Annotated in this window: 12 protein-coding genes; 5 read left to right on the forward strand and 7 right to left on the reverse strand. The window is 72.1% G+C overall.

Features of this window, described 5'->3' with window-relative positions:
* The first annotated feature begins 156 nt into the window (after positions 1-156).
* From ACIQE0_RS14425 to ACIQE0_RS14435, 3 genes are all read left to right on the forward strand, one after another.
* Positions 157-1,359: an EfeM/EfeO family lipoprotein gene (locus ACIQE0_RS14425; RefSeq protein WP_402331668.1), complete on the forward strand. Its 1,203-nt coding sequence runs from the start codon at positions 157-159 to the stop codon at positions 1,357-1,359.
* Positions 1,356-2,660 carry an iron uptake transporter deferrochelatase/peroxidase subunit gene (gene efeB, locus ACIQE0_RS14430; RefSeq protein ID WP_402331671.1) on the forward strand — a complete coding sequence of 435 codons (1,305 nt, stop codon included), beginning with the start codon at positions 1,356-1,358 and terminating at the stop codon, positions 2,658-2,660. The genes ACIQE0_RS14425 and efeB overlap by 4 nt, the downstream gene beginning before the upstream one ends.
* 217 nt (positions 2,661-2,877) lie before the next feature.
* Positions 2,878-4,722, forward strand: coding sequence for a phospholipase C (locus ACIQE0_RS14435; protein WP_402331674.1), 1,845 nt, complete (start codon positions 2,878-2,880; stop codon positions 4,720-4,722).
* A 135-nt stretch (positions 4,723-4,857) separates the two neighbouring features.
* Here the strand turns inward: ACIQE0_RS14435 and ACIQE0_RS14440 are convergent, their stop codons facing one another.
* The 3 genes from ACIQE0_RS14440 to ACIQE0_RS14450 all read right to left on the reverse strand — a co-directional run bounded on the left by ACIQE0_RS14440 (position 4,858) and on the right by ACIQE0_RS14450 (position 7,106).
* Positions 4,858-5,604, reverse strand: coding sequence for an SDR family NAD(P)-dependent oxidoreductase (locus ACIQE0_RS14440; protein WP_402331676.1), 747 nt, complete (start codon positions 5,602-5,604; stop codon positions 4,858-4,860).
* A gap of 48 nt (positions 5,605-5,652) precedes the next feature.
* Complete coding sequence (locus ACIQE0_RS14445; protein WP_402331679.1) at positions 5,653-6,291, reverse strand: TetR/AcrR family transcriptional regulator; 639 nt, start codon at positions 6,289-6,291, stop codon at positions 5,653-5,655.
* Between the two features lie 146 nt (positions 6,292-6,437).
* A complete protein-coding gene (locus ACIQE0_RS14450) occupies positions 6,438-7,106 on the reverse strand; it encodes a LysE family translocator (RefSeq protein WP_402331681.1) in 669 nt (222 codons plus the stop codon).
* Positions 7,107-7,266: 160 nt separating this feature from the next.
* On the opposite strand from ACIQE0_RS14450, the gene ACIQE0_RS14455 reads away from it, so the two are divergent.
* Positions 7,267-7,983, forward strand: a complete 717-nt coding sequence (locus ACIQE0_RS14455) for an E3 ubiquitin ligase family protein (RefSeq protein WP_366329094.1) — start codon at positions 7,267-7,269, stop codon at positions 7,981-7,983.
* 21 nt (positions 7,984-8,004) lie between these two features.
* Here ACIQE0_RS14455 and ACIQE0_RS14460 read toward each other — a convergent pair whose 3' ends face one another.
* The 4 genes from ACIQE0_RS14460 to ACIQE0_RS14475 form a co-directional block, all read right to left on the reverse strand.
* Entirely contained in the window at positions 8,005-9,066 is a 1,062-nt protein-coding gene (locus ACIQE0_RS14460) for a PucR family transcriptional regulator (RefSeq protein WP_402331684.1), read from the reverse strand.
* 110 nt (positions 9,067-9,176) lie between these two features.
* Positions 9,177-9,734 (reverse strand): NUDIX hydrolase, encoded by a 558-nt coding sequence (locus tag ACIQE0_RS14465; protein WP_402331687.1) that lies wholly within the window; start codon positions 9,732-9,734, stop codon positions 9,177-9,179.
* Positions 9,735-10,449: 715 nt separating this feature from the next.
* Complete coding sequence (locus ACIQE0_RS14470; protein ID WP_402331690.1) at positions 10,450-11,406, reverse strand: alcohol dehydrogenase catalytic domain-containing protein; 957 nt, start codon at positions 11,404-11,406, stop codon at positions 10,450-10,452.
* A 309-nt stretch (positions 11,407-11,715) separates the two neighbouring features.
* Positions 11,716-12,477 carry a pirin family protein gene (locus tag ACIQE0_RS14475; RefSeq protein ID WP_402331693.1) on the reverse strand — a complete coding sequence of 254 codons (762 nt, stop codon included), beginning with the start codon at positions 12,475-12,477 and terminating at the stop codon, positions 11,716-11,718.
* Positions 12,478-12,818: 341 nt separating this feature from the next.
* Here ACIQE0_RS14475 and ACIQE0_RS14480 point away from each other — a divergent pair, with 341 nt between their 5' ends.
* Positions 12,819-13,799 (forward strand): pirin family protein, encoded by a 981-nt coding sequence (locus ACIQE0_RS14480; protein ID WP_402331696.1) that lies wholly within the window; start codon positions 12,819-12,821, stop codon positions 13,797-13,799.
* Positions 13,800-14,079 lie beyond the last annotated feature (280 nt).

Raw genomic sequence — 14,079 nt, forward strand, 5'->3', positions numbered from 1 at the left:
CCCACGGGACGGTGAAACCAGGGGAAACTCTCGGTGTCCGGTGCACCGGAAGGATGTTCGGAGGCGCCGCGTCCGCCTAGCATGTGCGGAGGTGGGAGGGACCGCGGGTCGCTCCGCCCCCGCAGACGCCGCTACCGAACGACACCAGGAGGCCCCGTGCCACGAGCCGGCCTGCGGCGGCTGCGGTCGCCGCGCGTCTGGGGCCCCGGCGGCGCGCTGCTCGTGGCCGGCGCGGTCACCGCCGTCGCCCTCACCACCGGCGCCGGGCCGGAGACGGCCACCGCGGACGGGCTCCCGCACACCACCGTCGAGATCGACCCGGGCGCCTGCGGCCGCGGCTGGCTCCACCCCCGCCCCGGCCTCCAGGTCTTCGACCTCCGCAACAGCTCCAGCCATGCCGCCGAGGTCTACCTCCGCGGCGCCGACGGCGGACCGGTCTACGGCGAGGTGGAGGGCATAGGGCCCGGCACCACCCGCCACTTGCAGGTCCGCCTCGGCCCGGGCGCGTACGCCTTCACCTGCCTGCCCGACGACGCCAACGCGGTCACCGGGCCCACCGTCCGCCTCACCGGCGGCGGCCGCGGCGGTCCGGCCGCCGCGCCGATCACCCAGCACGACCTGATCGGCCCGGCGATCGACTACCAGAAGTGGGTCGCGGGCGGCCTGGACGACCTCGTCCACCGAACCGACGCCCTGCGCACCGCCGTCGACGACGGCGACCTGGCCGCGGCCCGCTCCGCCTGGCTGCCCGCCCACCTGACCTACGAGCGACTGGGCGCCGCCTACGGCGCGTTCGGCGACGCGGACAAGAAGATCAACCGCACCACCGCCGGACTGGCGCGCGGCGTCCACGACCCCGCGTTCACCGGCTTCCACCGCATCGAATACGGCCTGTGGCACGGCGAGTCCGCCGGCGGGCTGCGGGCCCCGTCCGCCGCCCTCACCGACGCGGTGCGCGCCCTGCGCGAGGACTGGGCCCAGGCCCGGATGGACCCCGCGGCGCTCGGCCTGCGCGCCCACGAGATCCTGGAGAACACCGCGCAGTTCGAGCTGACCGCCCGCACCGACTACGGCAGCGCCAGCAACCTCGCCACCGCCCGCGCCAACCTCGACGGCACCCGCGCGGTACTCTCCCGCCTGCGCCCCCTGCTCGCCCCGCGCTACCCGGAACTCCCCCGTCTGGAAGCGGAGTTGGACCGCACCGCGCGGCTGCTCGACGGCTTCCGGCGGGACGGCCGCTGGACCCCGCTCGACGGCCTGAGCCGCCCCGAACGGCAGCGGACCAACGCGGCGGTGGGCGACCTGGTGGAACGGCTGGCCTCGGTGGCCACCCTGTGCGATCCGCGGAGGACGGTGTGAGCAAGGCCGGGCACGACACCCACGGCAACGACGACGGCAACGACGACGGAAGGCAAGGCCCGCGGCGGTCCCGCGTCGGCCGGCGCGGCTTCCTGCGCGGCGCGGCACTGGCCGGCGCCGGACTCGCGGCCGGCGGCGCCGCCGCGCCCGCCCCGCAGCCCTCGCTGGCCGGCACCGGACAACTCGGCGGCGCCGCGCCCGCCGTCCCCTTCCACGGCCCCCACCAGGCCGCCGTCCTCACCCCGCCCCGCCGGGTCACCGCCTACGTCGCCTGCGACGTCACCGCCGAGGGCCGCCGCGACCTCGCCGACCTGCTGCGCACTCTTACCGAGCGGGCCCGCCTGCTGACCGGCGGGGGCACCCCCGAGCCGCTCGGCATCACCGGCCCGCCCGCCGACTCCGGCATCCTCGGCCCCCAACTCCCGCCCGGCGCCCTGGCGGTCACCCTCGGCGTCGGCGCCTCCCTCTTCGACGACCGGTTCGGGCTGCACTCCCGCGCACCGCGCCGCCTGGCCGCCATGCCGGCCTTCCCCGACGACGACCTCCAGCCCGACTGGTGCCACGGCGACCTCAGCCTCCAACTGTGCGCCGACGACACCGACACCGTGCTGCACGCACTGCGCGACCTCACCCGCCACACCCGCGGCGCCCTCCAGGTCCGCTGGCGGCTGGACGGCTTCGCCAGCCCGCCCCGCCCCACCGGCACCCCCCGCAACCTCTTCGGCTTCAAGGACGGCACCGCCAACCCCGACCCCGCGTCGGCCCGCGAGATGAAGCGCCTGGTGTGGGTCGATCGGGGCATGGGCGAGCCGGACTGGGCGGTCGGCGGCAGCTACCAGGTCGTCCGCCTGATCCGGATGCTGGTGGAGTTCTGGGACCGGGTCTCGCTGACCGAACAGGAGCGGATGTTCGGCCGCGCCCGGGAGAGCGGCGCCCCGCTCGACGGCAACGACGAGCACGACGCGCCCGACTACCCCGGCGATCCCAAGGGCGACGTCATCCCCCTGGACAGCCACATCCGCAAGGCCGACCCCCGCACCTCCGACACCACGGACCAGCGCCTGCTGCGCCGCGCCTACAACTACGACCGCGGGATGGACGCCAACGGCAACCTCGACATGGGCCTGCTCTTCTGCTGCTACCAGCAGGACCTGGCCCGGCAGTTCGAGACCGTCCAGCGCCGGCTCGAGGGAGAGCCGCTGGTCGACTACGTCACGCCGTTCGGTGGCGGCTACTTCTTCGCGCTGCCGGGCGTGCGGGACCGGGACGACTGGTACGGACGGGCCCTCCTCGCACCGTAGTTGGGGCCGTGTCGCTTGGCGGTGCGCCGGCCGCTCACGTACAACGGAGGCGCGAGCGAGCCGGAACCCAAGAGTCAACAGACGGTCAAGTTTTGTCCTCGGATACCTGACCCGGTGTTCACCCGCACGTCATCATGGCTCTGCCCCGCCGCCGTCCGCCCGGCAGAACATCCGGTCGAACGGAGCACCCGCGAACCGCCCGGAGGATGAGAACCAGATGGCCATGAGGGGAAAGACGAGAGTGATACGGACCCTGGGGGCCGTCACCGGCGCCGTGGCGCTCGCCGCGTTGGGCGGGGGAGCGCCCGCCCTGGCCGCCGGCGGCCCGCACCCCGGCTCCGCCGGTCCCGCCACCCCGATCAAGCACGTGGTCGTCATCTTCGACGAGAACATCTCGTTCGACCACTACTTCGCCACGTATCCCAAGGCCGCCAACACCGACGGGACGAAGTTCACCCCGTCCCCGAAGACCCCGCACGACATCGACAACCTGCGCACCGCCGGGCTGCTCAAGCACAACCCCAACCAGTACCTCCCCAAGCGGCTCACCCCGGAGCAGGCCGTGACCTGCGACCAGAACCACGAGTACGGCCCCGAGCAGTACGCCTACAACGCGGGCAAGGCCGACAAGTTCGTCCAGAACACCGACTCCGGCAAGTGCTCCGGCGGCCTCTTCGGCGAGCCCGGCCTGGTGATGGACTACTACGACGGCAACACCGTCACCGGCCTGTGGAACTACGCCCAGCACTACGCCCTCAACGACCGCTCCTTCGGCTCGGTCTACGGCCCCTCCACACCCGGCGCCATCAACCTGGCGTCCGGCAACACCCACGGCGTGATCTCCACCGACCCGGCCTCGGGCACCGAGAACCCCAAGCAGACCGACAAGCCCGACGGTTACGCCGTCCAGTCGCCCGACGCCAAGGGCGTCGGCACGATGATCAACGACCCGGACCCGGCCTACGACGACTGCTCCGGCAAGGACCACACCAGCAAGAACGCGCTCGCCGCGATGCAGGGCCGCAACATCGGCGACCTGCTCAACGACCGCAAGATCAGCTGGGGTTGGTTCCAGGGCGGCTTCCGCCCCAGCGCCGCCTGGGACGGCCGGCAGGGCCACTACGCCAAGTGCAGCGGCACCACCCATGCCAACGTCGGGGGAGCGGCGGTCGTCGACTACAGCCCGCACCACGCCCCGTTCCAGTACTACAAGTCCACGGCCAACCCGCACCACCTGCCGCCCAAGAGCGTCGACGAGGTCGGCCACGCCGGCCAGGCCAACCACAACTACGACCTGACCGACTTCGACGCCGCACTGCGCGCCGGCAAGCTGCCGGCCGTCAGCTTCCTCAAGGCCCCCGCCTACCAGGACGGCCACGCCGGCAACTCCGACCCGATCGACGAACAGCACTTCCTCGTCGACCAGATCAACCGCATCCAGCAGTCGCCGCAGTGGAAGGACACCGCCGTCGTCGTCGCCTACGACGACTCCGACGGCTGGTACGACCACGTCTTCGCCAAGCCGCGCAACGGCTCCAAGGACACCTCCACCGGGTCCAACGGCAAGTCCACCGACAACCCGGCCTGCCAGTCCGGCCCGGCGGCCGCCGGCGGCTACCAGGACCGCTGCGGCCCGGGCACCCGCCAGCCGCTGCTGGTCATCTCCCCGTACAGCAAGACCAACCACATCGACCACACCGCCACCGAGCAGACCTCGATCATCAAGTTCATTGAGGACAACTGGCACCTCGGCCGGATCGGCGACGCCTCCTTCGACGCCCGCGCCGGCTCGCTGAGCCCGATGTTCGACTTCCGGCACCCCAACAACAAGCAGGTGCTGCTCAACGCCGACGGTTCGGTGAAGTCCGTCGGCCCGATCCGCCCGGTCAAGCCGGTCCACACCAGCATCACCCCCGGCCCCGCGATGCAGAACACCGCGGCCGTCGACGGTGACTCCGGCTTCCCCGTGCTGCCCGTCGGCATCGCCGCCGCCGCGGTCGCGGCCGGCGCCACCGGCACCGTCTTCGCCCTCCGCCGTCGCAAGGAGCAGGGCACGGCCTGAACCGGCCGACCGCCCGCGCGCACAGCGCCCGCACCACCCGCGCCCGACCGGACCACCGCTTACCGCGAGCGGTCCGGCCGGGCGCGGCTCATATCCCCGGGGTGAGACCGAGACGGGTGGCACCGTGCCCGCGCGTCATCCGTCGAGTCGACTGGCGCTGACGTCGGGGAAGTCGAGGGGCGCGACGGGCTGACCGGCCTGCACCTGCCAGGCGCGCCCGGTGTCCCCGGCGCTCAGGACGATCTCGACGGCCCGTGCCACGTGGTCGGCGTCGGTGATGGCCAGCCCGAGGGCGGCCACCGCGTCGCGGTGCGGTGCGACAAGGCGGGTGTCGACGAAGCCGGGACACACGGCGTTGACGGTGATGCCGTCCTGGTGCGTGAGGAGCGCCAGGGAGCGGGTCAGGCCGATCAGGGCGTGTTTGGCCGCCGAGTAGTACACGTCGGCCGACGGCTGCACACCGGCAAGGCTGGAGGTGATGACGATCGCTCCGCCGCCGCGGGCCTTGAGCTGCGGCAGCGCCGCGTTGGCCCCGTAGACGACGCCGTCGAGGTTGACGCTCATGCCCTGGCGGTATCGCTCGGGGTCGAAGTCGTCACCGAGCGAAGTGCCGCCGGACATACCGGCGTTGAGGCACACCACGTCCAGACCGCCGAAGCGCTCCGCGGCGGCTGCCACGGCGGCGCGGTTGTGGTCCAGCCGCGCGACGTCGGTGCGGACGAACAGGCCGCCGGTCGCCTCGGCGAGGCGCGTGCCCTCGTCGGCATCGGTGTCGGCGATCACCACCCGGTCTCCGGCCGCCGCGAAGCGACGGACGAGCGCGGCCCCGATTCCCTGCGCGCCGCCAGTGACCAGGACGACGCGTGGACTTGATCCGTTCACTGCTGACTCCCCCTTTTCTTCCTGCCCGGTGTTGCCGAGGAGCGGGCCTCAGGCCCGCCCCCTCGTCGTGGCGCGGTCGAACAGCTCCACCAGATCGCGGGCGTAGCCGTCCAGATCGAGGTCGGGAATCGCGTTGAGCTGCGGTCCGATCGCATCGATGGCCGCGCGGATCGACATGGCCGTGGTGCGGATGTTGAAGACGCCGAACTGGCCCTGCTCCTGGCCGCGTTGGAGAATATCCTGCAAGGGGGCGAGGCTGTCGCCGTAGACCGACGCGTCGAGCGGCAGCAGCCGGGAGCGGCCGTCCTCGTCGGTGAAGTTCATCGCGATCGCCACCAGCGCCTTGACCCGGTCGCGATGACTGCCGATGTACTCCACATTGGCCTCGATGTACGCCCGCAACTCGTCCGCGGGCGTGGGCCGGCGGCGCGACCGCTCGGCCATGAACTCCGCCCCTTGCCTGGTGGCGACGGCGAGGACCTCATGGATCAACTCCTCGCGGGTGGCGAAGTGGTAGAAGATCGCCTGCTTGGTGATCCCCGCCCGCCGCGCGATCTCGGCCAGCGACGCCCGGTGCAACCCCACGTCCGCGATGGCCGCGATCGCACAGTCCACCAACTGCGCACGCCGCGCCGCCTCGACGAAGGTCAGCTCCTGCTTACCGCTTGCTCGATTTTTTGACCGCACGGTAAAACCGTAGCATGCGCCACCGCGGCCACGGGGCCGGGAGACCGGCCCTGGGCCAGGACGTGCTCGGCGCGTCCCGCAGCCAAGATCTCCGGGAATCACGTGAGTTGGCGTCGCCGGTGGTGGTCCGATCCGCCGCGGTCGCCCTAGGCCCGTTCCGCGAGGAGCAGGTTTGCGGCGAATCCCAGGAACGTGATGCCGCTGATCTGCTCCAGGCGGCGCCGGACGGCCGGCCGCCGGAACCGCTCGCCCAGGGCGGAGGCGGCGAGGCACACCACCCAGTACCACAGCGCCAGTTCGAGCACATCGACCGCGGTGAGCAGCAACGTGGCGCCGAACACCGGGGTGCCGTGCGGGATGAACTGCGGGATCAGACTCATATAGAAGATGCCCGCCTTCGGGTTGAGCAGATTGGTGCCGACCCCGGCCCGGAAGGCGGCCCGCCGCCCCTGCCGGGCGCTCCCCGCCGGCACCGGGGCGGCGTCCTCGACCCCGCCCGAGCCTGCCGCCGCACCCTCCGCCGTGCGCTGCCGCCGGGCCTGCCACAGCGCCGAACCACCCAGCCACACCAGGTAGATCGCCCCGCCGATGCGCAGCACGTCGAAGGCCGGACGGGACGCGGTCAGCAGTGCGGTCAGCCCGATGGCGGTGGCCACGCCCCACGCCAAGCACCCGGCCAGGATGCCCAGCGCGGCGGCCCGTCCGCCCGTCCGGCCGTGCGCCACGGAGGTGCGCAGGACGAGCATGGTGTCCAGCCCCGGGGTGACGTTGATGAGCGCGGCGACCCCGGCGAACCACAACATGGAGGTGAGCACGCGGAGATCCTAGGAGGCCGCCGCCCCGCGCTTGCCCACCCCTGGACGGTCCCAGGTAGGGTCGCGCGGTCGAGTAGGGACGGGACGGAGGGACACTGTCGTGATCTGGGTGGGTTTGGTCGGACTGGTCGTCGCGGCCTGCTGTGCTTTCCTCGCGCGTATGGCGAACGTCCGGGCCCGTGCGATGGAGCGCACCGAAACCCTCCCGGTCCGGGAGCTCAAGGCACTGCACGGGGCCGCCGAGGAGGCCGCCGGCCCCGGGCACTTCCGCTACCGCTGCGAGGTGGCCGGCCAGGCGCTCCCGCACAAGAACGGCGCGCTCCGCTCGGAGTTGGAGGGCGCGGAGTGCGTCTGGCACAAGCACAAGATCACCCGCAGGTACGAGGAGCGCTACCGGGACGGCAGCGGCAACCGCAAGCGCCGCACCCGCACCGAGGTGGTCTCCGAGAACTCCAGCGTCACCGCGTTCTTCGTCGAGGACGGCACCGGCCGGATGGTGATCCGCCCCGGCAGCGAGAACTTCATCGGCGCGGAGAAGGTCCTGGACCGCTTCGAACCGCACACCGGCAGCGGCAACCGCCTCGCGATCGGCCCGCTCAGCCTCGACCTCGGCGGCGGCAACGGGACCATCGGCTACCGGCGCGAGGAGTGGATCGTCCGCCCCGGCAGCCGCGCCTACGTCCACGGCGAGGCCAGCGACGCCAGCGGCCTCCTCGCCGTGGGCGCACCCGCCGAGGGCGGCGTCTTCGTCCTCTCGGCCAGGTCCGAGGAGGAACTGCTGCGTTCCGAGGGGCACCGGATGCTCGGCTACGGCATCGGCACCGGTCTCGCCGCCCTGGCCGGCCTCACCCTCATCGTCCTGGGCATCCTCCACTGACCGCCCCGGCCACCGCCGCGGTCACAACTCCTGGGCGGGCCAGTCCAGCAGCCGGGCGCCGATCACGGCGGTGTGCAGGGTGTACCGGTGCACCGGATCGGACGGATCGGCCCCCGTCAGCTGGTGCACCCGCGCCAGCCGGTACGTCAGCGCCCGCACGCTCAACGACAGCCGCCGCGCCGCCTCCGCCGCTATGCACCCCGAGTCGAAGTACACCGCCAGCGTCTCCAGCAGCGGCCCGGCCCCGCCCCGGGCCGTCCGCAGCGGCCCCAGCGCGCTGCGCACCAGGTCGGCCATGGCCTCCCGGTCCCGGGTCAGGACCGGATAGACCAGCAGATCGGCCGCGTACAGCACGGGGTCGCCGAGCCCCATCCGCTCGGCCAACTCCAGTGCGTTCAGCGCCTCTTCGTAGGACTGCACGATGCCCCCGGCGCCGCCGTGCGTCCGGCCCACCGCCACCCGCACCCCGCCGGTGGCCTGCTGCGCCTCCCGTACGAAGCACTCCAGCACCTCGGTCGCATCGCCCGGGGCGATGCAGATCAGCCGGCCCTCCTTCGTGGTGAGCAGCAACTGCCGGTCCCCGAACCGCCCCACCAGCGCCTGCTGCACCCGCCGGGCCACCGGATCCGCCTCCGCGTACGCCTGCGAACCCTCGGCCACCGCCACCGCGTGGGCGTGCGAGAGCCGCAGCCCGAAACGCTCCGCGCGCTCCGCCAGCCGCCCCAGATCGCTGCCCCCGAAGAGCAGATCGTCGATGAACTCCCGGCGCGCGGCCTCCTCCTGGCGCACCGCGAGGTGCTGCGCCCGCTCATAGCCGCCGGCCAGCGCGTCCACGGCCTGGGCGAGCGCCGCCAGGGCGCTGTCGGCCGGCGCCGAGGCGGACCGCGGCCAGGCCGCCCGGGCCACCGTGAGGTGCGCGTTGACCAGCACCCGCAGGCTGTGCCCCGCCTCGGCGGCGCGTTCCCCGGCGACCCGCCGTGCCTGGAGTTCCTCGCGGTTCAGCCGCCGCCCGGTCCGCGCGACATCGGCGAGAACCTCCGCATACCCGTCCAGAAACTCCTCGGGCAGCTCTCGCCCCGTCACGTGTCCTTCACTCCTCAACGCGTTCTTTTGACGTTTATTGACGCTTTCTTAACACATGAGGGGTGTGAAATGTCCAGGCGAGGTGGCTGCCGAGGCTCGGGGCCGGCCCCTCACACCCACCGATAGGTGCGGTCATTGAGCGCCGGCAGCAGCACGCTCCCCACCGGCCCCTCCGGACCGGGCAACGCCGCCAGCGCACCACCCACGGCCGGATACAGCGCAAGCCCGGCCGTCGACCGGTAGTCGACCCAGACGGTCTCGCCCTCCTCATAGCTGCCGTCCGGCAACTCGTCCCGCTCCACCGTGGCCAGCCCCGCACGGACCCCGGCGCTCACCCGGACCCGGAAGACGAAATGCAGCTTGCGGGGCGGCGCGGTCGGCCCGGGCCTGCTCACCAACTGGTCCTGCACCCACCACAGTTCGGGCTCGGACACCTCCTGCGGACCGAGGTCCAGGTCGAGGTCGAGCTCCTCGCGCAGCTCCCTGCGCAGCGCGTGCAACAGGTCCTCGCCCCGCTCGACGTTGCCACCGGGCACCGAGTACTGGTCACCCCGCGGCCGCCGCCGGCGGAGCAGCGCCACCTCGTCCCCGCAGAACACCAGGCAGGCCACCCGCACCTTCGTCCGCGCGAACGGCACCTCCTGCTCCCCTTGCGGCTCTGCGCCCACCGGGCACCTCTTCCGTATCCGTACCGGACGGCATACATCCCGGGGCGGCCATATCCCCACCGCCCGTCTCCGAGGCCGCGGCCACCGTAGCGCGGGCCGCCGGGCGGGGTGACGGACACCAGCCCGCGCGTCCGCGCGTCCTCTTCGGAGGCCGGTCGCGACGGAACGGTCATACTCGCAGCCGCACTGATCGACGCGCCGCCCCGCCCCACGGCCACGGCCGACCCGACCGGGGCGACAGACACGGCGAACAACGCCAGTCCCGCCGTCACCGCACCGGCCCGGGCAGCGCGCGCTATCCATCAACTTCTGCTGATCCGAATCCGCTTGCCCTCGTCTTGATTCATCCATCAACTCTAAGGAAAGCAAAGGGAGTTGGACGGGATTGCGGAATGGCGAGTCGTGGCGCGGCGCTCCGGAGCGAGTGACTGAGGGGCGAGCCCTGTGCGCGACAGTCGACGGCATGTGGGACTGGGCCCACCGCTACCTCACACACATCGAGGCCGCCCGCCACCGCTTCGACTCCTGACGGCCACGCCCGCACCCGCATGCCTGGCAACCGGCCACTTCCTGGGCCCCGTTCGGTCGGTCCGCCCGTGCTGGGCATGCGCTCGGCCGGATGCGGACGCGGATGCGGATCCGCCGCGGATCGGATCGGATCGGGCCGGGTCGGACCGGGTCGGACCGGGCCCGGCAACGGCCCGATGCGGTGCGCTCAGGGCAGCATGACGACCTTGCCGAACTTCCCCGGGCCGGCCAGCCGGGCGTAGGCGTCGGAGTAACGGTCCAGTGGGAAAGCCGAGTCGACGGGCACCCGCAGCCGGCCCTCGGCCAGCAGCGGGACGACGCGCGTCCGCACGGTGGCCGCCAGGAGCGCCTTCTCCGCGGGGGAGCGGCCTCGAATGGTGGTGCCGATCAGTTGGGCGCGCGCCAGCATCAGGTCGAACATGCGCAAGGGGGCCACCGTCCCGCCCTGGACCCCCACAACGAGGATCTTCCCCCGAGTGCGCAGGAGCGCAACGCGCCGCAGGCAGTCCTCCCCGCCGACCAGTTCGACGACGACGTCGTACGGCGCCCGTCCGCCCTCCTGACCGGGGACCACCACCTCGACGCCGCTGCCGGCAGGGGCAAGTCCCCTGACGCGGTCGTGCAGTTCGGGCCGGCGCACACTGGCCACGACCTGGGCGCCGGAAACGGCGGCCACCTGCACCATGGCCGTACCGACCCCGCCCGCGGCTCCGGTGATCAGCACCCGATCCCCGGCGCGCACCCCGGCTTGGACCACCAGCGCGTCCCAGGCGGTGCTGAACGCCTCCGGGAACCCCGCCGCCTCCTGCCAGGACAACCCCGCAGGCACCGGAAGCAGCAAGTCGGCAGGCACCACGATCCTCTCGGCATGGCCACCGCCACCCACGAGGGCCATGACCCGGTCGCCGACGCCCACTCCCGTGACCCCCGCGCCGATCTGCTCGACCTCACCGGCGACTTCCAGCCCCGGGATGTCGTCCGGCCAGCCCGGCGGCGCCGGATAGTCCCCCCGGGCCTGCTGAAGATCAGCCGCGTTGAGCCCCGCGGCGCGGACCCGCACCGCCACCAGACCGGGCCCCACCACCGGATCAGCGCGCCGCTCAAGCCCGAACGCGCCCCTGCCGTCGATCACCACTGCTCGCACGACCACGAATCTACTCGCCCGCCCCGGCGCGACAACCGGCGCCCGGGCACGCCCACCCGCGAGCGCCACCCATGTGGCCTTCGACCCCGAAATCACGGCTGTGGAAGGCCTGTTCTCCCCACGGGTTCTTCCCACTCGTCCGCCCGACGGGATCTCCCAGCCGGTGGTGCTGGTGGCGGCGCAGGCGGACCGCAACAGTTCGACGCCCGGCCGGCCCGTCTCACCCCGCCCGCCCCGTCCCGGCCGGCCCCGGATCGCTCAGCGGCCGGGGCCGGCCGTCGCGGCGCCCTTACTCACCACGCCGCTCACTCACTTCATCGAGACCGCGGCGGTCATCTCCCACATCAGGACCTCCGCGCCCTCCGGCCTGGCGGTGATGCGCTGGCCCTCGGCGCGGGTGACGCGCGCCGCGTCGCCCGTGGCCAGATGCCCGGCACCTTCCAGCTCGACGCTGCCCCGGGCGACGAAGAGGTGCGCGAACGGAGCGGTGACCAGCTGGAGCGTCTCACCGGGACGGACACGGCTGACGTGCAGGGCGGCGTGCTTCTGGCGGATGCCGATCGCCCGCTGGTCGGCGTGCTGAGGCATGCCGGAGGCCAGGGTGGTCCAGCCCCCGCGAGCGAGCTCGTCGTTGATGTCGAGCTGCTCGTAACCGGGACGGATACCGGCCTCGTCGGGGATCACCCACATCTGGAGGAAGTGGACCGGGTCCCGGTGCTCGGGCTGGCCGGTCAGGGTCCACGAGTCGTTCTTCTCGCTGTGCAGGATGCCGGTACCGGCGCTCATCCGCTGGGCCAGACCCGGGTAGATCACGCCGTTGTGCCCCTCGGAGTCCTGGTGGACGAGGCTGCCGTCGAGCACCCAGGTGACGATCTCCATGTCGCGGTGCGGATGGGTGTCGAAGCCGGTACCCGGCGCGACGATGTCGTCGTTGGAGACCAGCAGCAGCCCGAAGTGGGTGTTGTCGGGGTTCCAGTGGCGGGAGAACGAGAAGGAGTGGTGGGATTCCAGCCACCCGGCCCGGGTGTGGAAGCGCTCGTCGGCGCGACGGATGTCGAGGGTCGAAGCCATGGTGCGGCGGTCCTTTCTGGCTGGTGCGGGCGGTCCGGGGCCTGTGGCTCGGGCCTGAGGGCGGGTGCCTGTGGCCGGAGGGAGGGCCCCTTTCGCGGTTGGTTGAATCATAAACAAAATCCGGGGCGAGGGGTATTCCGCAGTCGATCGGGCGACTGTGGAGGCGGTGTCGGGCGGTGTGGGGTGGCGCTGTTTGGCGACGGAGGGTGATGCGCGGCGACGGTGTGCATGCGCGAATCGGCGTTGGTGTGCGGTAATGCGGTGCTTGCGGACGCTCGCGCAGGCGTCCAGTATTTTCAAATTGAACTATCTTGCTGGGTGAGTGAAAGGTGGTGTGCGCCGTGAGCAATGTCGAGGCGGAACCGACCGAGGTGCGCTGCGATGCGCCGGTGGACGGTGCGCGGAGCGCCGACGCGCCGCGGGTCGAGATCCTCTCCTCGCGGGCGGTGCCCCTGGGCGGGCCGCGTGCGATGACCGTGCGGCGCACGCTGCCGCAGCGGGCCAGGACCCTGATCGGGGCGTGGTGCTTCGCCGACCACTACGGACCGGACGACGTCGCCGCCACCGGCGGCATGGACGTCGCACCCCACCCGCACACCGGGTTGCAGACGGTGAGCTGGCTGTTTCGCGGCGAGATCGAGCACCGTGACAGCCTCGGCAGCCACGCCTTCGTACGCCCCGGCGAACTGAACCTGATGACCGGCGGATACGGCATCGCCCACTCCGAGGTCTCCACCCCGCGGACCACCGTCCTGCACGGCGTGCAACTGTGGGTGGCGCTACCCGAGCAACACCGCCACACCGACCGCGACTTCCAGCACTACGTCCCCGATCCCGTACGCCTCCCAGGAGCCGAGCTCAAGGTCTTCCTCGGTTCGCTGGCCGGCGCCCAGTCCCCGGTGCGGACCTTCACGCCCCTCCTCGGCGCCGAGGTCCTCCTTGCGCCGCACGCCACGATCACGCTCGACCTGGACCCGACCTTCGAGCACGGCCTCCTCGTCGACACCGGTTCCGTCCGCATGGCCGAAACCCCGCTGAAGCAAGCCGAGTTGGGCTACGTCCACCCGGGCATCGACAGCCTCACGCTGACGAACGCCACGGAGGAGCCCGCCCGCGCGATCCTCCTCGGCGGTGAGCCCTTCGAGGAGGAGATCGTCATGTGGTGGAATTTCATCGGCCGGTCCCATGACGACATCGTCCAGGCCCGCGCGGACTGGATGGCGGGTACCCGTTTCGGCGAGGTGCACGGCTACGACGGCGACCGACTGCCGGCACCTGAACTGCCCTCGGTGACCTTGCGTCCGCGGCGGCGGGTGTGTTGACCTGCGGTTTCGTTCCGTCGGCCGGAGGGTGATGGCCTGCGCCTCGTCCTGAGTGTCCTGCTCCTCGTCCGCAACATCTGGTCCGCGTCTGCAGTGCGGGGTGGGACCAGGTCAAGATGAGACACCCACTCGACAGCAACTGACGCCCTCTCGCATACCAACGACAAGAGCGGAAGCCTGAGCCGACTGCCATGCGCAACAGAAGACTCCTCGCCTTAGGGCTGGCGCTATTCGCCTTTCCCGCGACTTCGTGTGCGGCGGCATATGAACCACTGCCGCC

The sequence above is a fragment of the Streptomyces sp. NPDC093097 genome (genome assembly GCF_044754325.1).
Classification (GTDB): Bacteria; Actinomycetota; Actinomycetes; order Streptomycetales; family Streptomycetaceae; genus Streptomyces.

Excerpts from the sequence above, each read along its gene's own strand:
- ACIQE0_RS14435 (WP_402331674.1), top strand. The coding sequence starts at position 2,878 with ATGGCCATGAGGGGAAAGACGAGAGTGATACGGACCCTGGGGGCCGTC.
- ACIQE0_RS14455 (WP_366329094.1), top strand. The coding sequence starts at position 7,267 with ATGGCGAACGTCCGGGCCCGTGCGATGGAGCGCACCGAAACCCTCCCG.
- ACIQE0_RS14475 (WP_402331693.1), bottom strand. The coding sequence starts at position 12,477 with ATGGCTTCGACCCTCGACATCCGTCGCGCCGACGAGCGCTTCCACACC.